Here is a 25,853-nt window from a genome sequence, read left to right as displayed (position 1 = left end):
GTGACCAGCGGCGCTTGTTGTGATGGAGGGGAGATTCGAAACGCCTGGCGGGGCTTGTCGCTGAGGGGTGCGTTTTTCAGCGCGCCCCATTTCAGCGCATTCGACGCGGACCGAAGCCAGGCCCGCGCACCGCGACGGTGCTCAGGCCAGCAGGTCCTGCAGCGTCGCCAGGCTGTCGGCTTCGGCAACGGGCTTGTCCAGGCGCCAGCGCAGCATCCTGGGGAACCTGACAGCGATTCCGCTCTTGTGCCGTTTCGACAGGGCGATGCCTTCGAAGCCCAGCTCGAACACCAGGGTCGGGGTAACACTTCGCACCGGGCCGAATTTGTCGACGGTGGTCTTGCGGATGATTGCATCGACTTTGCGCATCTCTTCGTCGGTCAGCCCCGAATACGCTTTGGCGAAGGGCACCAGCGTCCGTTCGCTGGATTCCGGCGGGCCGTCCCAGACCGCAAAGGTGTAGTCGCTGTACAGGCTGGCGCGGCGGCCGTGACCGCGCTGGGCGTAGATCAGCACCGCGTCGACGCTGAACGGGTCCATCTTCCATTTCCACCAGACGCCCATGTCCTTGGTGCGCCCGACGCCGTACATCGAGTCCCGTGCCTTGAGCATCATGCCTTCCACACCGAGACTGCGGGACGCCTCGCGCTGCCGGCCAAGGTCGAGCCAGTCAGTGCCGGTCAGCACGGGGGACGGCATTAATACCGGGCTCTGGGCGCTGGCGATGACTTTTTCCATCTGCGTGCGGCGCTCATGTTGCGGGCGACTGCGCCAGTCGTGGCCTTCCCATTCCAGCAGGTCGTAAGCCAGCACGACGACCGGCACGTCTTCCAGAATCTTCTTGCCAAGGGTTTTGCGGCCGATCCGCTGCTGCAGCAGGGCGAAGGGTTGTACCGACGGCGTCGCTTCGCCAGGTGTGCCGGGCGCAGGGGTGTCCAGCGCGAACTCGCCGCTCTCCGGATTCTCCGGCGTCGCGGCTTTCCAGACGACAATCTCGCCATCGATGACGGTGCCGTCGGGCAGGCACTGAGCCAGGGTGTGCAGTTCAGGGAAGCGATCCGTGACCAGTTCTTCACCCCGCGACCAGATCCACAGCCGACCTTCGCGCTTGACCACCTGGGCGCGAATGCCGTCCCACTTCCATTCCACCTGCCAGTTTTCCGCGGCGCCCAGCAGATTCTCGAACTGATCGACCGGCTGCTGCAGCGCGTGGGCGAGGAAGAACGGGTAGGGCTGGCCACCGCGTTGCGCGTGTTCGTCGGCCGATTCTTCGGCGATGAGTTTTAGATAGCCCTCGGCGCTGGGGCGATGGGAAAGATCGGTGTAGCCGACGAGTCGCTGGGCCACGCGCTTGCTGTCGATATCAGCCAAGGCCGCGAGGGCCCGTGTCACCAGCAGCTTCGAGACACCGACGCGGAAACTGCCGGTGATCAGCTTCAGGCAGACCATCAGGCTTTGCGGGTCCAATTGCGACCAGAACGTTGGCAGGCGCTCGAGCAATTCTTCCGGGGGCAGACCACGTAGGGGCAGCAGATGGTTTTCCATCCAGCTGGCCAGGCCTTCTTCGGAGCTGTGCTCGGCTTTGGGTAGCAACAGCGACAGGGTTTCCGCCAAATCGCCGACCGCCTGATAGCTCTCCTCGAACAGCCATTCCGGCAAGCCGGACAACAACAGTGCCTGCTCACGCAACATGCGCGTCGGCACCAGTTGCCGTGGGCGTCCGCCGGACAGGAAGTACACCGCCCACGCGGCGTCTTCGGGGGCGGCGTTGCTGAAGTAGGCTTGCATGGCCGCCAGCTTGGCGTTGCTGGAGGTGGTGGCGTCGAGGTCCGAATAGAGTTCGGCGAAGGCCTTCATGAGGAGGCCTCGCCTGTCGATTCGGGGCCGGGTGCAGGTTCGGTCTTGGCCGCTGCGTCGTCTTCTTCGTCGCCGTATTCGGTGCTGAAGCCTTGGGCGTCGAGGCCCAGTTCGCGCAGATAGCGCACCAGCACGGCCACTGAACCGTGGGTGACCATTACTCGCTCAGCGCCGGTGTTTTCAATGGCCCAGAGCAAGCCCGGCCAGTCGGCGTGGTCGGAGAGGGCAAAGCCTCGGTCGACGCCGCGCCGACGTCGGGTGCCGCGCAGCATCATCCAGCCGCTGGCGAAGGCGTCGCTGAATTCGCCAAAGCGGCGCATCCAGGTGCTGCCGCCGGCGGAGGGTGGCGCGACGATCAGGGCGCTGCGCAACGCGGGGTCGGTTTTTTTGAAGTCGCCGGCGTAGTGAGTTTCGGGGATGCGCACGCCGGCTTCGCGGTAGACGCGGTTCAACGGTTCGACGGCACCGTGGACGAGGATCGGGCCGATGCTGGGGTCGATGCCGTGGAGGATGCGTTGAGCTTTGCCAAATGAGTACGCGAACAGGACGCTGGCTTTGCCGGCGGCGGCATTGGCGCGCCACCATTCGTTGACCCCGGCGAAGATTTCCGCCTGGGGTTGCCATCGGTAGATCGGCAGGCCGAAGGTGGATTCGGTGATGAAGGTGTGGCAGCGCACGGGTTCGAAGGGTTCGCAGGTGCCGTCGGGTTCGACTTTGTAGTCACCGGAGGCGACCCAGATTTCGCCTTGGTATTCGAGGCGGACCTGGGCGGAGCCGAGGACGTGGCCGGCCGGGTGGAGGCTGAGTTTGACGCCGTGGTGGGTGATGCTTTCGCCATAGGCGAGGGTCTGGAGGTTGATGTCCTGGCCCAGTCGGGAGCGCAGTATGCCTTCGCCGGGCGCGGCGGCGAGGTAGTGTTCGTTGCCGGTGCGGGCGTGGTCGCCGTGGGCGTGGGTGATGACGGAGCGTTCGACCGGGCGCCATGGATCGATGTAGAAATCACCGGGCGGGCAGTAGAGGCCTTCGGGGCGGGCAATGACGAGATCCATGGGTTAACCGGGTTTGGGGACTTGTCAGGTAGAGCGGTGGCGGGGCGCAGAAGTTCGGGGTTTTGACGCTAGATCAAGATCAAGATCAAGATCAAGATCAAGATCAAGATCAAGATCAAGAGCGTCGGCCTAACGGCTCGACTGTTTCGGCTTCGCCGAGTTACTTGGAAAAGCACCCCAAGTAACCAAGGGTGCTTGCTCTCGGTTGGGCCCNGCGGGGGGCGGCTCTCGCGGCATCCATGCCGCTCGGCCCACTCCGCGAGACCTGCGTTCAGCCTGCACCAAAGTCGCGTTTGGCGTTGTTTGAGCCTTTTGCGTATGAAGATCAAAAGCAGATCAAAGGCAGATCAAAGGCAGATGCAGATCAACGGCTTCCCGGCTAAAGCCGGTCCTACAGTCGGCGCCAATCTCACTGGATGCATGCGATTTCTTGGTAGGACCGGCTTCAGCCGGGAAGAGGCCGGGTTGAGCGACGTCTATTTTTGCGCCTTGACACTGATCGTTCCCACGCTCTGCGTGGGAATGCATCCCGGGACGCTCCGCGTCATCCCGGATGGCTCGGCCATTTACTTCCCGGGCGTCAGCGTCAGGCGTTGTTTGCCGTAGGCTTTTTCGAAGTTTTCCGGTTGCATCGGCACGGACATGTAGAGGCCTTTCATCCAGGGGTCGATGCCGTTGGCGTTGTATGGGCTCGCGGGGTTGCCGGATTGGCCCGCGGCGTTTTGCGCCATCATCGGTTCTTGCTGGGCGAAGTCGACGATGATGCGCATGGCCGGTACGACGGCGGCGTTGAAGTCCTGGCCCCAGTGGAAGCCCGACGCGTTGAGGGTGGTGTGGTCGCCGCCCGTGGCGATCGGGCCTTTGATCACGTTTGCCTTGTTGCCCCCCAGCGCCGCGCTGAGTTGGGCGCTTTGGGCGGTCCAAGTGATCTGGTGCAACTTGCCCCACTGCCAGGCTTTGTGATCGGCGCCGAGTTGAGCTTCGCCGACGGTGATCGCAGCGGCCAGGCTGCGGGCGAGGATGGCGGGTTTGTCTTCTTTTTGCGGCGTTTTCACGTCGTCCCAATACGGACTGTCTTCGCGGCCCAGCAGGTGATCGGCTTGGGGCGAGTAGGACAGGTCCGCGCTTTGCACCAGCGCTTTCCAGGCAGGGCTGGTTTCCGGGCCGAGTTCGTCGAGGAAAGTCTGGCGGGCACTCTCTTGCAGGAACAATTCGTAAATCGCCGCATCCGCCGAACCCGGCGACAGTCGGCCGTCGAACGCCATCAGGCGGGTCAACGCATCACGGGCTTTGTCGCGCTCTGGCGCGGGCAGGGCGTCAATGGCCTGTTTCAAAGGCGCGGACATGCCCGGCGCGGAGAACATTTTCTTCAGTTTGGCGGCGAAGGTCGTGGTCTGGTCGTATTGCATGGCGACGGTGCTGCGGGTGTCCTGCTTGCCGGCACTGGCCAGTTCGGCGATGCGTTCGGCGCGCTCCGGATAATCCCAGGAATTGGAGAGCTGCATGCCATAGCCTTTCGGCACCGTGCGTTGATTGGCGGTGGCGATCCAGCCCTGTTGCGAATCCTGATCGTACGGGTGCAGCATCGCGTCAGCATAGCCGTCCCAGTCGAACCGGCCGTCCCAGCCCGGCGAAGGAATCAGGCCGAGCCCGTCGCGCCGATTCGGGTATTTGCCGGTGACCTGCCAGCCGGTGTTCGACGCATCGGCGAACACCATGTTCAGGGTGATAGCACGGATTTCCCGTGTAGTGTCGAAGGCCCGCTGCACGTTCGGCGCACGGGTCAGGTCGAAGAGGGCGTCGAGGGTTTTGTCGTCCTTGGCATCAGGCGTCTGCAGGGCGATGCCCAGGCCGCTGGCCAACTGCGCAGAACTTGCGTTGAGCAGTGGACCATGGCGTGTTTCGTAGGCTGGCTCGCGCACCGGGCTCTGGCCTTTGACGAAGTAGGTTTCCTCATGGGCGCCTGCCGCGACCCATTTGCCGTCGGCCATCACCATCAGGCGGTTGTTTTCGCGCTTGAGCTTCTCTAGGAACAGGTCCTGATTGTCGCCCATTGCCGGGCCCATGCCCCAGGCCAGTTTGCCGTTGAAGCCGGACAAGACCAGCGGCAATCCCGCAACGGTGGCGCCGGCGGCCTGGTATTTCGGCGAGCGGATCTGTACGAAATTCCACATCGACGGCACAGTCGGCGCCAGTTGACTGTCAGTGGCCAGCAGACTTTTGCCAGCGCGCGCGCGTTGCGGTGAGATCACCCAGTTATTCGACGCCGAAACCCCCAGCAGGTTGAGGTCGGAAAGCTGCAGCGCCGCTTTGTCCAGATCGCTCAGGCCCGCCAGCTGGCTGCCCAGATTCAGGCCTTTGAGCTTGTCGGCTTCAGCAAAGGGCAACGCTTCGTCGGGATAGGTCGGCAGCAGCCAGGCCAGCTTGTCTGCCCCGACTTTTTGCGACAGCACCAGGGAGGAAATCTCCTCCTGCAGGTTCACCGACAGGCTGAAGTTGAGCAGGCTGAAAATCAGCGCCGAGTCTTCCGGCTTCCAGTATTCAGGCTTGTAACCCGAATCGGCGAGGTCAGCCGGCAGCTTGTCGCGATAGCGGAACAAGTAGGCGTTGACGCCGCGTGCGTACACCTCGAAGAAGCGTTTCAGGCGCGGCGAGGAGGCCGCATACAGCTGGCCAGCGGTCTGCTTGAGGTTGGCGGCGCGCATCATGCGGTCGAGATCGAGGGCGCCCGGCCCTGCGATTTCCGACAGCCGGCCCTGAGCGAGCAAGCGCATTTGCATCATCTGGGTGATGCGGTCGGTCGCGTGAACGTAACCGAGGGTGAACAGCGCGTCATGGAATGTGCTGCTTTCTATCAGCGGCATGCCCAGGTTGTTGCGGCGAATCGAGACATTCTGCGCCAGCCCTTTAATGGCAAACACCCCGCTGGCAGGCGGCAGGCTGTCGCGGTCTTCACCCCCCAGCTGGCAACCGGCCAGGCTCAGGAGTCCGATCATGGCAGCGGCCGCGCTCATGCGCGTTTTCAGAGTTGAAAGGGCTGGCGAGGCCATGATGAAGCTCCTGCGGGGGGGTGTGCGTAGAAAAGGCGCTACGTTAGAGAGCAGGCGAGCGCCACGCAAGCCGGGGGAGGGAGTTTATTTTCGCGATTTTCGCTCCACGGTGAAGGCGGCGTCTGTCCGTTCATGGCTTCGGCGGATTGATCTTGTCGGCCAGCGCATAGGCCCGCTTCACTGCATCGCGATTGGCGACCGTCTCGAACCAACGCTTCAGGTGCGGGAAGTCATCCAGGTTCTGCTCCTGAAACGTGTGAGGCACGATCCACGGATAGATCGCCATGTCCGCGATGCCGTAGTCCTCGCCCGCCACAAAGCTGCGATCGGCCAGACGCTCGTTCAACACGCCATACAAGCGCGCGGTTTCGTCGACGTAACGCTTGATCGCGTAGGGAATCTTCTCTTTGGCGAACCGGTTGAAATGGTGATTCTGACCGGCCATCGGGCCCAGGCCACCCATTTGCCAGAACAGCCACTGCAGGGTTTCCTCGCGGCCGCGCAGGTCCGTTGCAATGAACCGGCCGGTCTTCTCGGCCAGGTACAGCAGGATAGCGCCGGACTCGAACAGGCTCAGCGGTTCGCCGCCGTCAGCAGGTTCGTGGTCGACGATGGCCGGGATCTTGTTGTTGGGGGAAATCTTCAGAAAATCGGATTCGAACTGCTCGTTCGCGCCGATGTTGACCGGGAAAATTTTGTACGGCAGGCCCGCTTCTTCGAGGAAAATCGAGACTTTGTGGCCGTTGGGGGTGGTCCAGTAGTGCAGATCGATCATTGCGCGCTCCAGGTGAAGTCATCACGACTGCCATTAAGGCTTGAGCTCTTTTACCCCTTCAGGCGTCGATCACACAAATAAAAACGGCCTGAAGATTCAGGCCGTGGAAGCATCCGAGAGCATTATGCGCCGTGGCACTTCTTGAATTTTTTCTCGCTGCCGCAGGGGCAAGGGTCGTTGCGGCCGACGTCCTTGAGCGTGTTGCGGACCGGCTCTTGAGGCGCGTGGCCGCAATGCGGGCCGTGCACGTGGCCGTGGTCATGGTGGTGATCGTGATGGTCGTGATCGTGGTCACAATCGGGACCGTGCACGTGGGCTTGCTGGTTCATGGGGTTACTCCGGAATCAAATCGCCGGGGATTATGTCGCCATTGCGCCCGATGCGCACGCTGTGTCCGAATAAAAATCCGGTCTTGAGCTTGCCTTCCAACCGGTAATGCACCGGCTGATTGGCTTTGCCGAGCACCTTGGAGATGTCCTTGAGGTGTTCCCACAGATTGGTGCGGATCGGCACGGAAAAGTTTTTGTGGCTGTTGGCTTTGACGATGAACCAGTCGCTGTAGACGCCTTCGCTGAGCAACATGTCGTTGAGCAGGATTTTGTAGCGCAGACCGCGGACCAACAGGCTGGAGTCATTGGGGTTGTCGACCCGAAAGCGCAGCTTGAAGTCCTGACGCAGCAACTTGGCCTTGACCACTTCCACCTTCAGCAGCTTGACGTCGGGGTCTTCGAAGCCGCCGGTTATCCAGGTCGAGCAGCCCGACAGCGCCAGGAGCGCGAAGAGGCCTGCGATTCTGAGGACGTGTGCTGCAAACATCATGGGTCGCTCCCTTTTATGCCCGGTCTGACCGCCACTTCACGTGACTCGCCGTTCTCTACAGCCTGCGCCATACTCGCGTCATGTGTCGAAGGAGTATTGACCATGCAGCACTACGAAATCGTATTTTCCGGCCAACTGGTGCCCGGCGCGCAGCCGGATCTGGTCAAGGCCAACCTGGCAAAGCTGTTCCAGGCGGACGCTAAGCGCATCGCGTTGCTGTTCTCCGGCCGTCGGCTGGTGCTAAAAAATAACCTCGATGAGGCCGCCGCCGAAAAGTACCGCTCGACCCTCGAACGCGCGGGGGCCATGGCCCAGGTTGTGTCGATGGTGCCGGTCGTTGAGGCGCCGGGTCTGGTCGAGGTGGAAGAAGTTGAACTGGCGCCGCCGCCGGACGAGCCGACCTGGACGCGCAAGGCGTCAAGCCTGACGCCGCCGCCCAACGATGCCACACCGCCGCGCAAAGCCAGCGTCAAGCCGCGCGATGTGTACATGGCTGCATTTGTGGACGTCGAGGCGCCGGATTTCACGCTCTCCGAACCGGGCCAGGACGTGCAGGATCCGAAGATGCCGGCGCGTGCGCCGCAGCTTGACCTGTCCGGCTTGAGCCTGGCACCGGCCGGCGCTGATCTGGGTCAGGACAAGCCGGTTGAGCACGCGCTGGTGCCGGACGTTTCCCACATCAGGCTGGCCTGAGGACTGCGTGTCTCTGAGTGGTGACTGGCGTCGCTGAAAGGTCAGGTGAGATAAGCCGAACAGCACTTCTTGAATTTCTGCTGACTGCCGCAAGGGCAGGCGTCGTTACGACCGGCTTTGATCGACACTGTCGGGTCGATGAAATACCAGCGTCTGTCATGCTGCACGAACGCCGAGCGCTCGCGGTGACAATGCTCGCCGTCGGCATCGTGCCAGCGGGCGGTGAAGGTCACGAATGCATGTTCAGGCTGACCGCCGATCAACTCCGCACCCTCGACTTCCAGACCCAGCCAGGTGCTCCGGGCGCTCCACTGGCTGATCGCGTCACGGTCCAGCCCGGCCTGTTGCGCCGGCAATGTGGTGTCCAGCAAATAATCCACCAACCCCAGCACATAAGCGCTGTAGCGCGAACGCATCAGCGCTTCGGCGCACGGCGCGGGCTGACCGGCGTGATAGCGACCGCAGCAACCGTCGAGAAGATTGCCGCTGCCGCAAAAGCATATTGCGCTGCTCATGATGCGTTTCTCACCACCAGTACTTGCCGTAATTCTCCGGATTGGCCCAGAACTTCGCGTTCAGCCAGTCCGGCACCTGTTTGTATTCGCGCAGATCGTAGGTGAACAGCGTCAGCACTTGTTCATCCCGGGAAAACCGTTCACTGGCCTGCAGTGCCAGCGAGTAGAAATCCGTGGACTGCCAACCGCAGGCATCAAGATCCGCCAGCACGGCAATGCGGCTGGCATTGAGGTTGCGGATGCCGCCCAACAACTCCAGGCCCGTACGTTTGGGCATGTGTTCAAGGCAGTCCACCACCAGCGCCAGATCGAAGCGCTGTCCGGCCAGGTCGGCGGGTAAGAGACCTGGCCCCGCGTGGGCCAGCTCGGTCTGCGGATGCGCTTCTTGAAAGGCCTGCAACGCCGGAAAAGTCTCGGCGCCAACCAGCAGCAAACGATTCGGCGCATAGAGGTCGAGCAGGGCGGCCAAGGCCTGTTGCGGCGTGCGGCTGGAGAAGGGGTCGGTCATTGGAGATCCTCGATCAGGCGGGCAAGGTTAGCGTGCTGAACTTCAATGGCCTAGTGCTTGCAGGCTTTCATTTCGCATTACAACGATGCGTATGGAGTGAAGGCGGAAGGCTGTTCTCCACAGAAGAGCCCGAGTTGTGCGGTGAAATCCGGTAAAACCCCCGTCATCCGGGTGGCGAACGGCCCCACACGCGTCTTTACTGCATTTCAGTCGGTTTTAGCCGATACCAAAGGAGAAGAAACGTATGAGCATGATTCGGACAGCGTTACCTCTGATTCTGGTGACCAGTGTATTGACGGGATGCGCGGGCTTGCAAAAGACCGACTGGCCTCTGTGTGCGGCCGGGGGCGCGCTGAGTGGCGCTGCGATCGGCGCCTTCCAGAGCGCGTCGGTGGCGGCAGGCTTCGGTGCTGCAGTGGGCGTCATGGCAGGCGCATATTGCTGGACCCACGGGGACGGCGATGATGACGGAGACGGCGTCCTCAACAGCATGGACAAATGCCCGAACACACCGAAAGGCACCCCGGTCGATGTCACCGGTTGCCCGATCGTGACACCGGCCCCTGAACCGATGGCCGCGCCGGTGGTGCTGCCGAAAGAAGAAATCATCACCATCCGTGACGTGCACTTCGAGTTCAACAAAGCCACCCTGACACCGGGTGACAAACAGCAACTGGACATGGTTGCGACCAAACTCAAAACCGAAGCGCCGAATGTGCAACTCCACGTCAGCGGCCACACCGACAGCGTAGGCAGCGACGCCTACAACCAGAAACTGTCGCAAAAACGTGCGCAATCGGTGACCGACTACCTCGTCAGTGCCGGCATCCCGCGTGCCTCGTTCGTGTCCGTCGAAGGTGACGGCGAAGCCCGCCCAGTGGCCGACAACAAAACCGCCGACGGCCGAGCCCTGAACCGCCGCGTCGAGATCAAAATCAACCGTTGAGACAAGGTTGACGCCATAAAGAAAGCCCCGGTCTGCAAGCCGGGGCTTTTCTATTGGCGGGATTTGAATTCATGTTCAAAAAAATCAGCGCTCAAACCGGCCCCTTCCCGGCTAAAGCCGGTCCTACATGGGACGACATCGGTCCCACGGACTGCACGCGCTGCTTTTCGTAGGACCGGCTTCAGCCGGGAAGCCTTTGCCTTTGCCGTTGCCGTTGCCGTTGCTTTGATCTTCATACACAAAAAGCCCAAACACCGCCAAACGCGACTTGGGTGCAGGCTGAACGCAGACGACGCGGAGTGGGCCGAGCGGCATGGATGCCGCGAGAGCGCCGTCAGGACATGGATGTCCGTTCGGCGCGGGCCCACGGAGCGTCGTCGGAGTGAGGGAATCCCGACGAAGGAGGGACCCAGCCAGGAGCAGGCACCCTTGGTTACTTGGGGTGCTTTTCCAAGTAACTCGCCGAAGGCGAAACGATCTGCCGTTAGGCAGAGCTTTTTCTTGGCCGCAGATAACTTTTGAAACCTGCCTCTGGCATAGTCCCGCGCCTCCCCGTACTGTGCGCAAACCGTTTTCACCGCACAAAACCAAAAACAGCAGAGGCACCACATGAGTGTGATTTGGGGAACAGGGAAAGTACTGACAACAGCATTCTGGCTACTGATAATCACCAGCCTGACCATCGCCATGCCACACCCCTTCGACCTGTTGTTCAAAGTGGCCGGCGGCCTCTTGCTGCTCGTCCACCTCATCGAACTGATCAGCTACAACGCCAGCCTGCGCGGCCGCCCCCATCCCTGGCGCGATCGCCTCAAGATTCTGCTCTTCGGCCTATTCCACCTGAACACATTCAAACGCCCACTGGCGGAGGTACACCATGCGTAACGCGATGCTGATGACGGCAGGCCTGCTGTCCGCCCTGAGCAGCCCCTGGATCATGGCCCAGACCATCTCCGTCGAAACCCACTCGCTCATGCGCCTGCCGTCCAAAACCAGCGTATTGCAACTGGACCGACTCGAAGTGGCCGACTACGGCACCCTCCTGATCCCGGCCGGCCTCACCGAAGTCAAAGTCGGCCAACTTGTCATGGGCCACGAATCACGCATCGCCATCGTCCCGAGCGCCGAGCCGTTCAGCCTGCAAGTCAAACAGGGCGACCTCGGCGGCGGCGCGGAAATCACCGCGCGGGGCGCTCCGGGCACCTTCGAAAAACCGCCGACCCCAGGCCGCAACCTCAACCTGCGGATCGAACAACTCAACGCCGACCAACTCTACATCGACGCCCGCGGCGGCGCAGGCTCGCCCGGTTACATCGGCCTCGATGGCGGCAACGGCATCGATCCGGGCTGCACGTGGGGTTCCGCCAGTCGCGGGATCGACGGCGACAATGGCGGCAACGGCCGTGACGGCGCGCCGGGTGCGCTCGTTCGTCTAGAGCTGCCAGCGACCTTCGGCAATGAGCGCATCAAGGTCAACGTACAAGGCGGTGCCGGTGGCATCGGCGGCGACGGCGGTCGCGGCGGCAAAGGCGGCGCGTCCAAAGGCTGCGTGGTCTATCGCGCTGACGGCGCCAAGTCCGGCAAGAACGGCGACAAGGGTCAGTCCGGTGCAGCAGGGCCGGCGGGCGCTATCGTGGTTCGCAACTTATAAGCGTTGTGGGAGTGAGCTTGCTCACGAAGACGGTATCTAAACCGCTGAATGCCTGGCGGGTGTACCAGTCTTTCGGGAGCAGGTTCTTCCCCACACATCAGAACATTGGCCTGATGGCAGCGATCGCCACAACGGCCACCCCTACCATCAGATTGATCCCCACCAGACGCCGAATGCCGGTCATCGCGGCCGCGCCATCCGCCCATTGTTCGGCGAGCACAGCCTTGCGCAACTGCGGCAGGTTCAGCGTCGAAACGCGCAGAAACAACGCCACCATCACCACATACAGGCCCATCATCACCTGCACATAGCGGGGCGCAGTCTGAAAGCCGCTGAAGTTGATGTTGATCATGCCGATGCCGGTCACCGGCAGCATGATCACCGCGCACCAGACCCACACAAAGAAACGCGGTAGTACCTGCAGCCACAGCTTCAACCGGGCCGGGCCCTCCAGGGTGGCGATGACCGCCGGTCGAAGAATCATCCAGGCGAAAAACATTCCTCCTACCCACACAATCGCCGCCAGCACATGCAAGGCGTAGACAAAGGCTACAGGTGACATCGAGAACTCCGATCTGCGCAGAAAGAATTAGCGCGGTATGATAGCCGCCCGCTGCGACTACTGAAGATATATCCAGCGGTTTTCGTGTTTTCATTCAGCACCCGTGACGCCGAGCCAACGACCCAGCCCATGATCAGCACCGAACTCAAATCCCAGATTCAGGGCGCCTACTCGCGTTTCCTCGAAGCCAAGAGCCTCAAGCCTCGTTACGGCCAGCGCCTGATGATCGCTGAAGTGGCGAAGGTGCTGGGCGACGTCGACACCGACGAAGAAGGCCGCCGTTCGGGTGATCCCGCCGTGGTGGCGGTTGAGGCGGGGACCGGCACCGGCAAAACCGTTGCCTACGCCATCGCAGCCATTCCAACTGCCAAGGCTGCCGGCAAGCGCCTGGTCATTGCCACCGCGACTGTCGCCCTGCAGGAGCAGATCGTCTACAAAGACCTGCCCGACCTGATGCGCAACAGCGGCTTGAACTTCACGTTCGCGCTGGCCAAGGGCCGTGGCCGCTACATGTGCCTGTCCAAGCTCGACATGCTCCTGCAGGAAGGCGACGCCCAGAGCGCGACCGCACAGCTGTTCGAAGAAGAAGGCTTCAAGATCGAAGTGGATGAAGCCAGCCAGAAGCTCTTCACCACCATGATCGAAAAACTCGGCGGCAACAAATGGGACGGCGATCGAGACAGCTGGCCCCAGGAACTGGCCGACCAGGACTGGGCGCGGCTGACCACCGATCACAGTCAGTGCACCAACCGCCATTGCCCGAACTTCCAGCAGTGCGCCTTTTACAAAGCCCGCGAGGGCATGGGCAAAGTCGACGTCATCGTCACCAACCACGACATGGTCCTCGCTGACCTGGCGCTGGGAGGCGGTGCGGTCCTGCCCGATCCCCGCGACACCCTGTACGTATTCGACGAAGGCCATCACCTGCCAGACAAGGCGATCGGTCACTTCGCTCATTTCAGTCGCCTGCGCTCCACCGCCGACTGGCTGGAGCAAACCGCCAAGAACCTCACCAAATTGCTGGCCCAGCACCCGCTGCCGGGCGACCTGGGCAAGCTGATCGAGCAGGTGCCCGAGCTGGCGCGGGAGATCAAGACCCAGCAGCAGTTCATGTTCACGGCCTGCGAGCAGCTTGCCGACTTCAAGCAAGGCGAAGACATGGAAGGCCGCGAGCGTCCGCGGCATCGCTTCGTCGGCGGCGTGGTCCCCGAACACATGCGCGAGATGGGCATCGAGCTGAAAAAAGGCTTCGCCCGGCTCGACGACCTGTTCACGCGCCTGACCGAGCTGCTTAAAGAAGGCATGGACGGCGAGGTCAACATCGGCATCGCCAGCCATCAGGCGGAAGAGTGGTACCCGCTGTTCGGCAGCTTGTTGGCCCGCGCCCACGGCAACTGGGAATTGTGGACCGCCTTCACCGCTGAAGATCCGGAAAACAGCCCGCCCATGGCGCGCTGGCTGACCCTCGCCGACAGCGGCTCGCTGTTCGACATCGAGGTCAACGCAAGCCCGATCCTGGCGGCCGAAATGTTGCGCCGCAACCTGTGGAACGTTGCCTACGGCGCGCTGGTGACCTCCGCCACCCTGACCGCGCTGGGCAAGTTCGACCGTTTTCGCATGCGTGCCGGGCTGCCGAAGGACGCCGTCACCGCCGTGGTGCCGAGCCCCTTCCACCATGCCGACGCAGGCGTGCTGCGCGTGCCGGACTTGAAAGCCGACCCTCGCAACGCGGCCGAACATACGGCCGCCATCATCCGCGAACTGCCGAATCTGGTCGAAGGCTCCAAAGGCACGCTGGTGCTGTTCTCATCGCGCAAACAGATGCAGGAAGTGTTCGACGGGCTGGAGCGGGACTGGCGCAAGCGGGTGTTCATCCAGGGCAATCTGTCCAAACAGGAAACCCTCAACAAGCATAAGGCGCGGGTCGACGGTGGCGATGAAAGCGTTCTGTTCGGTCTGGCCAGCTTCGCTGAAGGGGTCGACCTCCCCGGCGCCTACTGTGAGCACGTAGTGATCGCCAAGATTCCCTTCGCCGTGCCGGATGATCCGGTCGAAGCTGCGCTCGCCGAATGGATCGAAGCCCGGGGTGGCAATCCGTTCATGGAGATCGCCGTTCCCGATGCCTCGTTGCGCCTGATCCAGGCCTGCGGTCGTCTGCTGCGCACCGAACAGGATCGCGGCATCATCACGCTGCTGGATCGCCGGGTCGTGACCCAGCGCTACGGCAAAGCCATCCTCAACGCACTGCCGCCATTCCGGCGCGAAATTTCCTGAACCCGTGTTGCAAATGAAACACGGATGACCGGGTCTTAGATTCGGTCCGCCCTGATGCGCGCAACCCCTCGTGCTCCGGGCCTCAGATGATCAAGGAGCTTCAGATCACATGATTCGCCGTTCACTGTCCGCCATCCTTGCCACGCTGTGCGCGGGTATGGCCCACGCCGCGCCTGACGTTCAGCAAACGCTGTTCAATTTCGTCCGGCCCGCCGACGTGGTGAAGGTCACCACCCAGGATGCCGGGTTTCCCCAAGCCAACGCCGAACAGACGGCCGAAGGCGAAGTGCTGCGCCGAGTCGTTTTCAATCCGGTCGCCAAACCCAGTCTGCGACTGACCCCGCAGACCGGCGTCTGGGACTGGAGCCACGACAGCGCCATGACCTTGCGCCTGCAGAGCGCGATGGACTGGGCATTGACGGTGTACGTGCAGATCGAAAGCCGCGACGGCAAAGTCCTCACCAGCCGCATCGACCTGCCTGCCGGCCCGGCGCAAACCCTGGTGCTGCCGCTCAAGGCCAGTTCGCCGCTGACCCAGGGCATGCGCGCCGGTCCGCCGATGCCGTGGGTTTACGAGGGACAGCGCGTGTTGCTGGCCAGCACCCAAGGTGACCTGAACAGCGCTGAGGTTTCATCGGTCACCGTGTCGATGTCTCAACCCAATGTTGCCCAGTCCGTCTTGATCGAGAAGTTCGGCGTGCAAGAGGGCGATGCCTTGCTAACCGCTGCCTACGGCAACCTGGTTGACGGTTACGGTCAGTTCACCCGAGGCAAGTGGCCGGAGAAGGTCACCAGCGACGAGCAGCTCAAGACACTGGCGGGCAAGGAGCAGCAACAGTTGCAAAGCTGGCTGAAAGACCGGCCGGCTCACGACAAATACGGCGGCTTGCTCAACGGACCGGCGTTCGAAGCGAAGGGCTTTTTCCGCACCGAGAAGCGCGACGAGCGCTGGTATCTGGTGACGCCAGAGGGCCATCCTTTCTACTCCCTGGGCGTGAATGCCATCTCCGCTGACGACAGCCAGACCTACGTCGAGGGTCGGGAAACCATGTTCACCGGCCTGCCCGGCAGCGACGATCCACTCGCCGCGTTCTACGGCAAGGGCGACGACAACCGCGAGACGGGTGCCAACCGCAACCGGCAGTTCGATCAGGGCCGCTGGTTCGACTTCTATGGTGCAAATCTGCAGCGTACCTACGGCGTGCCGAAGTGCGTTGAAGTCTCCAAGCCTGTTGATCCGGCGGACGACGAAGACGAAACGCCAGCCAACACTGCAGCCACTCCAGCAGCAACGACCGCGTCAACTGGCGACAGCGCTAACGGTCAGACCTTGCCAGCGCCTCAGCCTGAAAAAACCGCCACATCTGCGCCTGCAGTCGAATGCAAGCCGGTGATCGTCGACCGCAAACGCTGGGTTGATCACACCCTGCAACGCTTGCAGGCCTGGGGCTTCAACACCGTCGGCAACTGGAGCGAGCCTGCGCTGCAAAACCTCGAAAGCAGTAAAAAGGAACGCGTGCCCTACACACTGCCGCTGTCCATCGTTGGCGACTACGTCAGTATCAGCACCGGCTTGGATTGGTGGGGCGGCATGCCTGATCCGTTCGATCCGCGTTTTGCCATGGCCACCGAGCGGGCCGTCGCCATCGCTGCTCGCGACCATCGTGATGACCCGTACCTGATCGGTTACTTCGCCGATAACGAATTGGCCTGGGCTGCGCCGGGCAACGCTCCGAAGGATCGCTACGCATTGGCCTACGGCACGCTGAAGCTGACCACCGATGTGCCGGCCAAGCGTGCCTTCCTCAAGCAGTTGCGCGACAAGTACCGCAACGAAGAGGGGTTGTCCAAGGCGTGGGGTATTCACTTGGCAGCGTGGGAGTTGATGGAAGACCCGGGCTTCGAGCCGCCGCTGCCCAGCGCAGAGCACCCGGAGATCGAAAACGACTTCAGGTATTTCCAGCGTGTGTTCGCCGAGACCTATTTCAAAACCATTTCCGACGCGCTCAAGTGGCATGCGCCGAACCATCTCCTGCTCGGCGGGCGCTTTGGCGTCACCAGCCCTGAGGCGGTCGAAGCCTGCGCCAAGTTCTGCGACGTGCTGAGTTTCAACTTCTATACGCTCAAACCTCAGGACGGCGTGGACTTTGCAAAACTGCACGTCCTCGACAAGCCTGTGCTGGTCAGTGAGTTTCACTTTGGCTCTCGTGATCGCGGGCCGTTCTGGGGCGGGGTGCTCGAAGTGCCGCGTGAAGAAGATCGCGGCCCGGCGTATGCCAATTTCCTGAAGAGCGCGCTGGCCGAGCCTTCCATTGTCGGTGTGCATTGGTTCCAGTACCTGGATCAGCCTGTCACCGGCCGATTGCTGGACGGTGAAAACGGCCACCTCGGACTGGTAGGTATCACCGACGTGCCGTACTCGGGCTTCGTCGAGGCGGTGCGCAAGGCCAATGCACAGGTCGTTGACGTGATCGGCAAGCGCCCTTAACCAGACGGTTCCCAAAGCGCCCAATCGCTGGAACAATGTGCGCCATTTTTTTGCAGCCCGACCGGAGAGCCAGACCGTGCAGATTCAAGGCCATTTCGAGCTTCAGTTTGAGGCCGTTCGCGAGGCATTCGCCGCGCTGTTCGACGATCCGCAGGAGCGTGGCGCTGCGCTGTGCGTGCAGATCGGCGGGGAGACGGTGCTGGATCTGTGGGCGGGCACGGCAGACAAGGATCGCGGCGAAGTCTGGCACAGCGACACCCTCGCCAATCTCTTCTCCTGCACCAAAACGTTTACTGCCGTCACGGCGTTGCAGCTGGTGGGCGAGGGCAAGCTGAATCTCGATGAGCCCGTGGCGCGTCTCTGGCCCGAGTTCGCCGCCAACGGCAAACAATCCATCACGCTGCGCCAGTTGCTGTGCCATCAGGCCGGGCTTCCGGCGATCCGTGAAATATTGCCGGCTGAAGCGCTTTATGACTGGCAGGCCATGACGAGCGTGTTGGCTGCCGAGGAACCCTGGTGGACGCCGGGTCAGGGCCACGGTTATGCCGCCATCACTTATGGCTGGCTGGTGGGCGAGATGATTCGTCGTGCCGACGGGCGCGGTCCGGGCGAGTCTATCGCTGCGCGTATTTCGCGGCCCTTGGGCCTGGATTTCCATGTCGGTTTGGCCGATGAAGAATTTCATCGTGTCGCCCACATTGCCAGGGGCAAGGGCAATGTGGGTGATGAGGCCGCGCAGCGCCTGTTGCAGACCACGATGCGCGAGCCTGCTTCCATGACGGCGCGGGCGTTCACCAACCCGCCCTCGATCATGACAAGCACCAACAAGCCGGAATGGCGGCGCATGCAGCAACCTGCCGCCAATGGCCATGGCAACGCCCGCAGTCTGGCCGGTTTTTACAGCGGCTTGCTGGATGGCAGTCTGCTGGACGGCGACCTGCTCAACGAACTGACCCGTGAGCACAGCATTGGGCAGGACAAGACGCTGCTCACTCAGACCCGCTTCGGTCTGGGCTGCATGCTCGATCAACCGACGGTGCCTAACGCCACGTTCGGGCTGGGCGCCAAGGCATTTGGCCATCCCGGCGCAGGCGGCTCGGTCGGCTTCGCTGATCCCGAGCGCGATGTGGCGTTTGGGTTTGTGACCAACACCCTCGGTCCCTACGTGCTCATGGATCCGCGCGCGCAGCAACTGGTGCGCGTGCTTGGTGAGTGTTTGCAATAACTATCGCCGTTAAGTGCTTGTTCTACCGACTGTCAGTTAAATCTGGATAACGGAGCCGTAGGGCGGTTTCTTTTTCCAAAACAGTCTTTATGCGTGTTATATGAGCGCTGCTTCGTTCATTTTCTGATCAATTATTCATGTGGGTCACCCATGTCAGCTAACAAAAGCCTCGCATTCGCCATCTGCCTCGCCGTCACCGGCTGTGCGCAAACCCCTCAGGATCAGTCGGCCAGCAATGACCACTGGTGGTCGTTCGGTTCAGGCAAGGGCGCCGATGCCGCTCCTGCAACCCCGGCGCCAAGCCCGGCGGCTGCACAAGTGGCCAAAGCTCAGACCGAAACCGGTACGCGCTGGTACTGGCCGTTCGGCTCTGACCATGGCGAAACCGAGAAGAAACCGGAAGTCGCCGCCACTCAACCGGCTGCAGCCCCGGCCGTTGCCCAGGCCGGCGACGCCAACAAGTGGTGGTGGCCGTTCGGTGCAACCGACGCCAAAAAAGACGCCGCACCTGCTGTTCCCAAAGTCGACCCGAAAGTGACCCAGGCCTGGCTGGATCTGAACGAGCCGAAAGTCCGCGAAGCGATCAAGGACAGCCAGTTCCAGCTGGAGCGCCGTGACGACATCCTCGTGGTGACCGCGCCGGTCGACAGCACCTTCAATCCGAAGCGCCCGGAAATGCTCCTGCCGACCAATCTCGGCCCGATCAGCCGCATGGCCAAGATCGTTGAAGTCGACCCGCGCGCCGCCGTTCTGGTGCTGGGCCACAGCGATGTCGCCAGCGATTCCGATCTCAAGATCAGCCAGCAGCGCGCACAGTCGGTCGCGGCGATTTTCCGCCTCAGCGGCCTGCAGCGTAACCGTCTGAGCCTGCGTGGCATGGGCGCCGATATGCCCCGGGCAGCCAGCGATAGCGTGCCGGGTCGCGCACTCAACCGTCGTGTGGAAATCATCCTCACCCCGCAAGACACCATGGTTGCCCAGATGGCCAAGTACAACTTGCCGCCAGCACCGACCCTGCTGGCCGTGCAAACTGCCAACGCGCCGGCCCCTGCACCCGTTGCTGCACCGACCAAGGCCGCTGCGCCTGCCAAGTCGGCCGCACCGGTGAAGAAAGCTGCGGCGACCAAGGCTTCCGCAGCCAAAGCGCCTGCGGCCAAAAAAGCACCGGTGAAGAAAGCTGCACCGGCGAAAGCCAAGGCAGCGCCTGCGAAAGCTGCGGCCAAAAAACCTGCGCCGGATGCTCAAGCCGGCAACTGAGGTTAAGATCGGGGTTCTGTTCACGGATCTCGATTAAGGAAGGCAGTGATGAGCCAGCGTCTGGCCGATATGCGTCGTAACTACGCCCGCGAAGGGTTGACCGAAGCCCAGTCTCCGGAAGAACCCTTCGCACTGTTTCATCGCTGGTTCAACGAAGCGGTCGAAACCGAGCAGGCGCCGGTCGAGGCCAACGCCATGACGCTGGCGACCGTCGACGCCGACGGCCGCCCGCACTGTCGGGTCCTGCTGCTCAAAGGTCTGGACGCTCAGGGATTCACGTTCTTTTCGAACTACGAGAGCGCCAAAGGCCAGCAGTTGAATGCACGTCCTTTTGCCGCCATGACGTTTTTCTGGCCCACTCTGGAACGTCAGGTGCGCGTTGAAGGCCGCGTGGCCAAGGTCAGCCACGAAGAATCCGACGCCTATTTTCAGGTACGCCCCCTCGGCAGCCGCCTCGGTGCCTGGGCATCGCCGCAAAGCCGGGTGATTGCCGACCGTGAAGCGCTCGAGGGCTTGCTCAAAGCCACCGAGGCGCGTTTCATAGACGCCCAGCCTGACTGTCCCGATCACTGGGGCGGCTATCGTCTGGTGCCCGATCGCATCGAATTCTGGCAGGGGCGTCCAAGCCGCCTGCATGACCGCCTGAACTATCGTTTAGTTGAAGATGAGTGGCAGCGCGAGCGCCTCGCGCCCTGATTGCCGGTCTTTGAACACCCGGCTTCAGCGTCTCTGTCACACTTTTCTTTGAATCAATTTCCGGCGCTGTCGTCCACTGAGGTAGACGTCGGGGTGTTGCTGTATCACGCCTGAATAAACGTAAATTATCGGTACAGGGCCGTGACATCGATTGGCGTCGCAGAGTCTAATGGCTACCTGTTCCTATGGAGATAACTGTTATGCGCAAGTCTGCTTTGTTGGTTGCTTCGTTCACCGCCATGGCGCTGATGCTGGGCGGCTGTACTTCAAGCCTCACCGGCGACTCGTACTCGCGCGACGAAGCTCGTCAGGTGCAGACCGTACGCCTGGGTACCATCGAATCGCTGCGTCCGGTGAAGATTGAAGGCACCAAAACTCCGATCGGCGCGGGTGCCGGTGCCATCGTCGGTGGCGTGGGCGGCAGTGCCATCGGTGGCGGTCGCGGCAGCATCGTGACGGCCGTGATCGGTGCGGTCGCCGGTGGTCTGCTGGGCTCCGCGGCGGAAGGCGGCCTGACCCGTGCTCAAGGCGTCGAGATCACCGTGCGTGAAGACGACGGCACCATGCGCGCCTATGTGCAGGAAGTTCAGGAAAACGAGATCTTCCGTGTGGGCGAGCGTGTTCGCATCATGACCGTCAACGGTACCAGTCGCGTCAGCCACTAAACGCCGATGCACGTCCTGAAGCGCTGCTTGGCCCGAAGCCGAGTCTAATGCCCGCTCATGAAAACGCCCCGATCATTCGGGGCGTTTTGCATTTCAGTACGCGCTGGCGGGGAGGGTAGTGCTGGGCTTAGCCAGCAATGCCCAATATGTCGCGGGCCAGTGCTTCGGCGATGCGGATCCCGTCGACACCGGCCGACAGGATGCCGCCGGCATAGCCTGCGCCTTCGCCCGCCGGGAACAGACCCTTGACGTTCAGGCTTTGCAGGTCTTCGCCACGGGTGATGCGCAGGGGCGAGGAGGTGCGCGTTTCGATGCCGGTGAGGATCGCGTCGTGCTGCGAGAATCCTCTGATCTGCTTCTCGAACGCGGGCAGCGCCTCACGAATGGCTTCGATGGCGAAGGCGGGTAGCGCGTCGGCAAGGTCGGTCAGCTTTACGCCCGGCTTGTAGGAAGGTTCAACGGTGCCCAGCGCTGTTGACGCTTTCCCCGCGATGAAATCACCCACCAGCTGCGCCGGGGCTTCGTAGGTTTCGCCGCCCATGAGGTAGGCGTGGGACTCCAGACGCTCCTGCAGTTCGATGCCGGCCAGCGGGCTGCCCGGATAATCCTGCTCGGGCGTGATGCCCACGACAATGCCGGAGTTGGCGTTGCGCTCGTTGCGCGAGTACTGGCTCATGCCGTTGGTGACGACACGGTTGGGCTCCGAGGTCGCTGCCACTACGGTGCCCCCGGGGCACATGCAGAAGCTGTACACCGAACGGCCGTTCTTGGCGTGGTGCACCAGCTTGTAATCGGCAGCGCCAAGCTTCGGGTGACCGGCGTACTTGCCCAGCCGCGCGCGGTCGATCAAACCCTGAGGGTGCTCGATGCGGAAGCCGACCGAAAACGGCTTGGCCTCCATGAACACGCCGCGGCCGTGGAGCATGCGGAAGGTGTCCCGGGCGCTGTGGCCCAGCGCCAGAATCACGTGCCGGGAGTCGATGCGCTCGCCGCTGTCGAGCACAACGCCCTGCATCTGGCCGTCTTCGATCAGCACATCGGTGACGCGCTGCTGGAAACGCACTTCGCCGCCCAGCGCTTCGATCTGATGACGCATGTTCTCGACGACGCCGGTCAACCGGAAGGTGCCGATGTGCGGCTTGCTGACGTAGAGAATTTCTTCCGGCGCGCCGGCTTTGACGAACTCGTGCAAGACCTTGCGGCCAATGAATTTAGGGTCTTTGATCTGGCTATAGAGCTTGCCGTCAGAAAACGTTCCCGCGCCGCCCTCGCCGAACTGCACGTTGGACTCCGGGTTGAGCACGTTCTTGCGCCATAGGCCCCACGTGTCCTTGGTGCGCTGACGAACTTCCGTGCCGCGCTCCAGAATGATCGGCTTGAAGCCCATCTGCGCCAGCAACAGGCCGGCGAATATCCCGCACGGGCCGAAGCCGACAACCAGCGGACGCTGGTTCAGCTCGGCAGGGGCGTGGCCGACCATCTTGTAACTCACGTCCGGGGCCGGACCGATGTGTTTGTCGTGACTCAGGCGCTGAAGCAGGGCGGCTTCGTCGCGCACCTGAAAGTCGACGGTGTGAATGAACTGCAGCTCAGTGGATTTCTTGCGCGCATCGTAGCTGCGCTTGAACAGGGTGAAATCCAAAAGCTCGTCGCTGCCGATGGCCAGGCGCTGCAGAAGTGCGGGGCGCAGTTCGTCGTCCGCATGGTCCAGCGGCAGTTTGAATTCGGTGATTCGTAACATTGAAAGATCCGGTTTCGGGCCGCAGGATCGGCCCGGCAGCACTACAAGAGCGCGCGATTATAAGCCACATTGGGCAGGGAGCGGTGGCCCGAGCGACGACATCCGCCACTCCATCAATCGTTACGCATCGCGCCAAAGTACGCGCAACCGCGCTGAACCTGGCCATTGACCCGCAGTTCGGCGGTCAGGTGCTGGACCGAGCCGTTCGACGGGTCCACACAGCGCAGCGGCGCGACGTAGAGCTCGACGTGTTGATTGTTGGCGTCGGTGATCAGGTTGAAGCGGCCCTCGGGCATCTGCTCTTCCATGTAGGGCACAGCGAACGGCTCTTTGCCTTCGCGCTCAAGCACCAGACCCTTGCCGCTGGCGTTCAGGTTCCATTTCGGACCGTTGCCGCTGGCATGAATGGTCAGGCGCTTGAAGTTGGGGTCCTCGCAGGCACCGCTCGGGCGCTCGACGCGGTAGAGCTGATAAATGTCAGCCTGACCGTCACTGCCCTGGGCCTTGCTCGCGACGAAGTTGCCGCGAACATCGGCGAACGCTTTGCCGTTCTTGTCCACCACCGAAGCGGCTTCCTGCAGGACGCCGGTGTTGCCCTTGTCGGTCACTGCATAGCGGCGCTGTTCATTGCACGGAGCGAAGAACAGTTTGCCGCCGTCACCGCTGAGGGTGCCCTGCATGCGGATCATGCCGGCCGTCGACACCTTGCTGTCATTCGACGACAGGGGCATCAACTGGCAGCCGGCAAACAGGGGCAACAAGGCAAACATCAGGGCGGAACGAGCAGCGGACATGGGACGGTCTCCAGACAAGTGCCGCCACGTTACTCAGCCTGCTCGCTCATCACAAGGGGTGATTAACCGACGCGATACGTCTGTCCGGTTTGTAGCCCTTCGACACTTTTTGCATACGCCAGTGCGACATCTGCTGCCGGAACAGGCTTGAAGCCGCGGAAGTATGGCGCGTAGCTGTCCATGGCTGCGACCAGCACGTTGGGGCTGACCGAGTTGACGCGCATGCCGCGCGGCATCTCGATGGCGGCGGCGCGCACGAAGGCGTCGATGGCACCGTTGACCAGGCTGGCAGACGTCCCGGTGCGAATCGGCTCGATGCTGGTGATGCCGGTGGTGAAGGTGAAGGACGCGCCGTCGTTGGCGAATTCCCGGCCGATCAGCAACAGATTGACCTGACCCATCAGCTTGTCGCGCAGGCCCAGGGCGAAGGAATCGCCCGTCATTTCGCCGAGCGGCGCGAAGGTGACATTGCCGGCCGCGCAAATCAATGCGTCGAAAGGGCCCGTCCGTTCGAATAGTTTGCGGATCGAGTCGCTGTCACTAATATCGACGTGCTCGTCTGCGCCGGTTCTGCCGATGCGAACGACCTCGTGGCGTGGCGCCAACTCTTTCTCGATCGCCGAGCCGATGGTGCCGCTGGCGCCAATCAATAGAATTTTCATGATGCGGTTTCCCCTGGTATGGATCAGGCGCTCAGTGTGAGTCGCCATTTCCCACGGATACAGGGGCTAAACGGCAATCCCGGTTTGTCAGAAAGGAAACAATCATGAGCGAAATGGACGACCTGGCCGCGTTCGCGATGCTGGTGGAGGCCAACAGCTTCACCCTGGCCGCGCAATGGCTGGACACCAGTACCAGCCAACTGTCCAAGCGCATCAGCAAACTGGAAAAAAACTTCGGCGTGACGCTGCTGCATCGCACCACCCGCAGCCTGACCCTGACCTCGGCGGGCGCCATTCTCCTGCCCGAGGCCCGCGCACTGCTGGCCCAGCGCGACCGCGTCCGCGACGCCATGGCCTACCTGAGCGAAAGCCTGATCGGCACCGTGCGCCTGACCGTGCCGGTGTCATTGGGGGAAACCTTCTTCGAAGGCCTGCTCAGCGAATTCGCCCACACCTACCCCGATGTGCAGGTTGAGCTAGACCTCAACAACCACTTCCGCGACATGCGCCGTGATGGCTTTGATCTGGGCATACGCTCCAGCGTGGGCATTGACGAACGCCTGGTGGCCAAGCCGTTGCTGTCGCTACAGGAACTGACCTGCGCCAGCCCGGACTACCTCGCCAAACATGGCACCCCGCAAACGCCGGAAGAACTGCGCGTGCACCGATGCCTGCTCAACAGCCACCACAGCGGCCGTGAGTCGTGGGCTTACCACCAGAAACACGAACTGACCCGCGTCAACGTCCGCGGCACCTTCGCCAGCAACCACTACGGCCTCCTGAAAAAAGCCGCCCTCGTCGGCGCCGGCATCGCCCGCCTGCCGTCCTATATGGTGCATGAGGAACTGAAAGCCGGGCGGCTGCACTGGCTGCTGCGCGATTACCAGACGCCGGTTTCATCGCTGTACCTGGTCCATCCCTTTGAGGGACGACTGCCGAGAAGGGTGAAGGTCATGGCTGACTACCTGACCGAATGGTTCGAGCGCAGCACTGCGGTGCTGGAAACGCTCTGACGGCGCGAAAACTGGCTTCGCTGTTTGGGCGACAACAGAGCTAACGCAGAGCGTCAAGGGATGCATTAACGATCATCAACAGGTCGAGCGGGGGGCGATCAGGCAGGTTTTAACATTCAAAATTGATGGCGCAACCACAGGCCTCTTCCCGGCTAAAGCCAGTCCTACAACAGCACCAGCGTACACCCCGCAGAACCAGCGGCGATCCCCGTAGGACCGGCTTCAGCCGGGAAGCCTTTGATCTGCTTTAAAAGCGCTTTTGATCTTCAAACACAAGATGCCCAGACACCACCAAACGCGACTTGGGTGCAGGCTGAACGGAGGTTTCGCGCAGTGGGCCGAGCCGCATGGATGCGGCGAGAGCGCCGTCAGGACAGGGATGTCCGTTCGGCGCGGGCCCACGGAGCGAGACCGGAGTGAAGGAACCCGACGAAGTCGGGCCCAACCGAGAGCAGGCACTTTTGGTTACTTTTAGTGCTTTTTAAAAGTAACTCGCCGAAGGCGAAACAGTCTGCCCCCAGGCAGACGCCCGATCCGGGACTGTCAGATTTTTTGTGTGCGGGCCGGTTACGGCCTGCCGTTAGGCAGGCCGTGCTCTTACCAGGCCGGCCTG

23 protein-coding genes are annotated in these 25,853 nt (G+C 62.1%); 11 read left to right on the top strand and 12 right to left on the bottom strand.

Annotation, left to right across the window (positions count from 1 at the left end; genetic code table 11):
- Positions 1-141: 141 nt before the first annotated feature.
- From IFT99_RS21915 to IFT99_RS21890, 6 genes are all read right to left on the bottom strand, one after another.
- Positions 142-1,857: an ATP-dependent DNA ligase gene (locus tag IFT99_RS21915; RefSeq protein ID WP_192135117.1), complete on the bottom strand. Its 1,716-nt coding sequence runs from the start codon at positions 1,855-1,857 to the stop codon at positions 142-144.
- A complete protein-coding gene (locus IFT99_RS21910; protein WP_192135116.1) occupies positions 1,854-2,906 on the bottom strand; it encodes a ligase-associated DNA damage response exonuclease in 1,053 nt (350 codons plus the stop codon). Before IFT99_RS21910 ends, IFT99_RS21915 begins: the two co-directional genes overlap by 4 nt.
- 566 nt (positions 2,907-3,472) lie before the next feature.
- Entirely contained in the window at positions 3,473-5,956 is a 2,484-nt protein-coding gene (locus tag IFT99_RS21905) for a penicillin acylase family protein (protein ID WP_192135114.1), read from the bottom strand.
- 130 nt (positions 5,957-6,086) lie between these two features.
- On the bottom strand, positions 6,087-6,731 hold the full coding sequence (locus tag IFT99_RS21900; RefSeq protein ID WP_192135112.1) for a glutathione binding-like protein: 645 nt from the start codon (positions 6,729-6,731) through the stop codon (positions 6,087-6,089).
- Between the two features lie 122 nt (positions 6,732-6,853).
- Complete coding sequence (locus tag IFT99_RS21895; RefSeq protein ID WP_065992586.1) at positions 6,854-7,060, bottom strand: SEC-C metal-binding domain-containing protein; 207 nt, start codon at positions 7,058-7,060, stop codon at positions 6,854-6,856.
- A gap of 4 nt (positions 7,061-7,064) precedes the next feature.
- Positions 7,065-7,550 (bottom strand): LEA type 2 family protein, encoded by a 486-nt coding sequence (locus IFT99_RS21890; RefSeq protein ID WP_065992587.1) that lies wholly within the window; start codon positions 7,548-7,550, stop codon positions 7,065-7,067.
- A gap of 102 nt (positions 7,551-7,652) precedes the next feature.
- On the opposite strand from IFT99_RS21890, the gene IFT99_RS21885 reads away from it, so the two are divergent.
- A complete protein-coding gene (locus IFT99_RS21885; RefSeq protein ID WP_192135110.1) occupies positions 7,653-8,243 on the top strand; it encodes a hypothetical protein in 591 nt (196 codons plus the stop codon).
- A 41-nt stretch (positions 8,244-8,284) separates the two neighbouring features.
- Here IFT99_RS21885 and IFT99_RS21880 read toward each other — a convergent pair whose 3' ends face one another.
- Both IFT99_RS21880 and IFT99_RS21875 read right to left on the bottom strand, forming a co-directional pair.
- Complete coding sequence (locus IFT99_RS21880) at positions 8,285-8,758, bottom strand: YchJ family protein (protein WP_192135108.1); 474 nt, start codon at positions 8,756-8,758, stop codon at positions 8,285-8,287.
- Between the two features lie 10 nt (positions 8,759-8,768).
- Complete coding sequence (locus IFT99_RS21875; RefSeq protein ID WP_192135106.1) at positions 8,769-9,266, bottom strand: DUF6231 family protein; 498 nt, start codon at positions 9,264-9,266, stop codon at positions 8,769-8,771.
- Between the two features lie 244 nt (positions 9,267-9,510).
- Here IFT99_RS21875 and IFT99_RS21870 point away from each other — a divergent pair, with 244 nt between their 5' ends.
- The 3 genes from IFT99_RS21870 to IFT99_RS21860 all read left to right on the top strand — a co-directional run bounded on the left by IFT99_RS21870 (position 9,511) and on the right by IFT99_RS21860 (position 11,863).
- Complete coding sequence (locus tag IFT99_RS21870) at positions 9,511-10,212, top strand: OmpA family protein (protein WP_192135104.1); 702 nt, start codon at positions 9,511-9,513, stop codon at positions 10,210-10,212.
- Positions 10,213-10,821: 609 nt separating this feature from the next.
- Positions 10,822-11,097: a DUF1145 domain-containing protein gene (locus IFT99_RS21865; protein ID WP_192135102.1), complete on the top strand. Its 276-nt coding sequence runs from the start codon at positions 10,822-10,824 to the stop codon at positions 11,095-11,097.
- Positions 11,090-11,863: a collagen-like protein gene (locus tag IFT99_RS21860; RefSeq protein ID WP_192135100.1), complete on the top strand. Its 774-nt coding sequence runs from the start codon at positions 11,090-11,092 to the stop codon at positions 11,861-11,863. Before IFT99_RS21865 ends, IFT99_RS21860 begins: the two co-directional genes overlap by 8 nt.
- A gap of 97 nt (positions 11,864-11,960) precedes the next feature.
- On the opposite strand, the gene IFT99_RS21855 is transcribed toward IFT99_RS21860, so the two are convergent.
- Positions 11,961-12,425, bottom strand: a complete 465-nt coding sequence (locus tag IFT99_RS21855; protein ID WP_192135098.1) for a CopD family protein — start codon at positions 12,423-12,425, stop codon at positions 11,961-11,963.
- Positions 12,426-12,554: 129 nt separating this feature from the next.
- Here IFT99_RS21855 and dinG point away from each other — a divergent pair, with 129 nt between their 5' ends.
- From dinG to IFT99_RS21825, 6 genes are all read left to right on the top strand, one after another.
- Complete coding sequence (dinG, locus tag IFT99_RS21850) at positions 12,555-14,699, top strand: ATP-dependent DNA helicase DinG (RefSeq protein WP_192135097.1); 2,145 nt, start codon at positions 12,555-12,557, stop codon at positions 14,697-14,699.
- Positions 14,700-14,808: 109 nt separating this feature from the next.
- Positions 14,809-17,187 (top strand): beta-galactosidase, encoded by a 2,379-nt coding sequence (locus IFT99_RS21845; RefSeq protein WP_192135095.1) that lies wholly within the window; start codon positions 14,809-14,811, stop codon positions 17,185-17,187.
- A 76-nt stretch (positions 17,188-17,263) separates the two neighbouring features.
- Complete coding sequence (locus IFT99_RS21840; RefSeq protein WP_192135093.1) at positions 17,264-18,412, top strand: serine hydrolase; 1,149 nt, start codon at positions 17,264-17,266, stop codon at positions 18,410-18,412.
- A gap of 150 nt (positions 18,413-18,562) precedes the next feature.
- Complete coding sequence (locus IFT99_RS21835; RefSeq protein WP_192135091.1) at positions 18,563-19,669, top strand: OmpA family protein; 1,107 nt, start codon at positions 18,563-18,565, stop codon at positions 19,667-19,669.
- Between the two features lie 48 nt (positions 19,670-19,717).
- Entirely contained in the window at positions 19,718-20,365 is a 648-nt protein-coding gene (gene pdxH / locus IFT99_RS21830) for a pyridoxamine 5'-phosphate oxidase (protein WP_192135089.1), read from the top strand.
- A gap of 200 nt (positions 20,366-20,565) precedes the next feature.
- Positions 20,566-21,030: a glycine zipper 2TM domain-containing protein gene (locus IFT99_RS21825; RefSeq protein WP_192135087.1), complete on the top strand. Its 465-nt coding sequence runs from the start codon at positions 20,566-20,568 to the stop codon at positions 21,028-21,030.
- A gap of 127 nt (positions 21,031-21,157) precedes the next feature.
- Here IFT99_RS21825 and IFT99_RS21820 read toward each other — a convergent pair whose 3' ends face one another.
- From IFT99_RS21820 to IFT99_RS21810, 3 genes are all read right to left on the bottom strand, one after another.
- A complete protein-coding gene (locus tag IFT99_RS21820) occupies positions 21,158-22,771 on the bottom strand; it encodes an NAD(P)/FAD-dependent oxidoreductase (RefSeq protein ID WP_192135085.1) in 1,614 nt (537 codons plus the stop codon).
- Between the two features lie 113 nt (positions 22,772-22,884).
- Entirely contained in the window at positions 22,885-23,565 is a 681-nt protein-coding gene (locus IFT99_RS21815; protein WP_065992615.1) for a hypothetical protein, read from the bottom strand.
- Between the two features lie 62 nt (positions 23,566-23,627).
- Positions 23,628-24,227, bottom strand: a complete 600-nt coding sequence (locus tag IFT99_RS21810; protein ID WP_192135083.1) for a short chain dehydrogenase — start codon at positions 24,225-24,227, stop codon at positions 23,628-23,630.
- Between the two features lie 104 nt (positions 24,228-24,331).
- Here IFT99_RS21810 and IFT99_RS21805 point away from each other — a divergent pair, with 104 nt between their 5' ends.
- Positions 24,332-25,240, top strand: a complete 909-nt coding sequence (locus tag IFT99_RS21805) for a LysR family transcriptional regulator (protein WP_192135081.1) — start codon at positions 24,332-24,334, stop codon at positions 25,238-25,240.
- The last annotated feature ends 613 nt before the right edge of the window (positions 25,241-25,853 follow it).

This window comes from Pseudomonas sp. CFBP 8772 (genome assembly GCF_014841665.1).
Taxonomy (GTDB): domain Bacteria; phylum Pseudomonadota; class Gammaproteobacteria; order Pseudomonadales; family Pseudomonadaceae; genus Aquipseudomonas; species Aquipseudomonas graminis_B.
This window is presented reverse-complemented; position numbering and strand designations above follow the sequence as displayed.

Bases quoted from the DNA above. Each gene is read 5' to 3' on its own strand.
- IFT99_RS21880 (WP_192135108.1), bottom strand. From the start codon at position 8,758: ATGAGCAGCGCAATATGCTTTTGCGGCAGCGGCAATCTTCTCGACGGT.
- pdxH (WP_192135089.1), top strand. From the start codon at position 19,718: ATGAGCCAGCGTCTGGCCGATATGCGTCGTAACTACGCCCGCGAAGGG.
- IFT99_RS21890 (WP_065992587.1), bottom strand. From the start codon at position 7,550: ATGATGTTTGCAGCACACGTCCTCAGAATCGCAGGCCTCTTCGCGCTC.
- IFT99_RS21815 (WP_065992615.1), bottom strand. From the start codon at position 23,565: ATGTCCGCTGCTCGTTCCGCCCTGATGTTTGCCTTGTTGCCCCTGTTT.
- IFT99_RS21825 (WP_192135087.1), top strand. From the start codon at position 20,566: ATGCGCAAGTCTGCTTTGTTGGTTGCTTCGTTCACCGCCATGGCGCTG.
- IFT99_RS21905 (WP_192135114.1), bottom strand. From the start codon at position 5,956: ATGGCCTCGCCAGCCCTTTCAACTCTGAAAACGCGCATGAGCGCGGCC.
- IFT99_RS21865 (WP_192135102.1), top strand. From the start codon at position 10,822: ATGAGTGTGATTTGGGGAACAGGGAAAGTACTGACAACAGCATTCTGG.
- IFT99_RS21855 (WP_192135098.1), bottom strand. From the start codon at position 12,425: ATGTCACCTGTAGCCTTTGTCTACGCCTTGCATGTGCTGGCGGCGATT.
- dinG (WP_192135097.1), top strand. From the start codon at position 12,555: ATGATCAGCACCGAACTCAAATCCCAGATTCAGGGCGCCTACTCGCGT.
- IFT99_RS21895 (WP_065992586.1), bottom strand. From the start codon at position 7,060: ATGAACCAGCAAGCCCACGTGCACGGTCCCGATTGTGACCACGATCAC.
- IFT99_RS21900 (WP_192135112.1), bottom strand. From the start codon at position 6,731: ATGATCGATCTGCACTACTGGACCACCCCCAACGGCCACAAAGTCTCG.
- IFT99_RS21835 (WP_192135091.1), top strand. From the start codon at position 18,563: ATGTCAGCTAACAAAAGCCTCGCATTCGCCATCTGCCTCGCCGTCACC.
- IFT99_RS21885 (WP_192135110.1), top strand. From the start codon at position 7,653: ATGCAGCACTACGAAATCGTATTTTCCGGCCAACTGGTGCCCGGCGCG.
- IFT99_RS21870 (WP_192135104.1), top strand. From the start codon at position 9,511: ATGAGCATGATTCGGACAGCGTTACCTCTGATTCTGGTGACCAGTGTA.
- IFT99_RS21915 (WP_192135117.1), bottom strand. From the start codon at position 1,857: ATGAAGGCCTTCGCCGAACTCTATTCGGACCTCGACGCCACCACCTCC.
- IFT99_RS21860 (WP_192135100.1), top strand. From the start codon at position 11,090: ATGCGTAACGCGATGCTGATGACGGCAGGCCTGCTGTCCGCCCTGAGC.
- IFT99_RS21810 (WP_192135083.1), bottom strand. From the start codon at position 24,227: ATGAAAATTCTATTGATTGGCGCCAGCGGCACCATCGGCTCGGCGATC.
- IFT99_RS21875 (WP_192135106.1), bottom strand. From the start codon at position 9,266: ATGACCGACCCCTTCTCCAGCCGCACGCCGCAACAGGCCTTGGCCGCC.
- IFT99_RS21820 (WP_192135085.1), bottom strand. From the start codon at position 22,771: ATGTTACGAATCACCGAATTCAAACTGCCGCTGGACCATGCGGACGAC.
- IFT99_RS21805 (WP_192135081.1), top strand. From the start codon at position 24,332: ATGAGCGAAATGGACGACCTGGCCGCGTTCGCGATGCTGGTGGAGGCC.
- IFT99_RS21845 (WP_192135095.1), top strand. From the start codon at position 14,809: ATGATTCGCCGTTCACTGTCCGCCATCCTTGCCACGCTGTGCGCGGGT.
- IFT99_RS21910 (WP_192135116.1), bottom strand. From the start codon at position 2,906: ATGGATCTCGTCATTGCCCGCCCCGAAGGCCTCTACTGCCCGCCCGGT.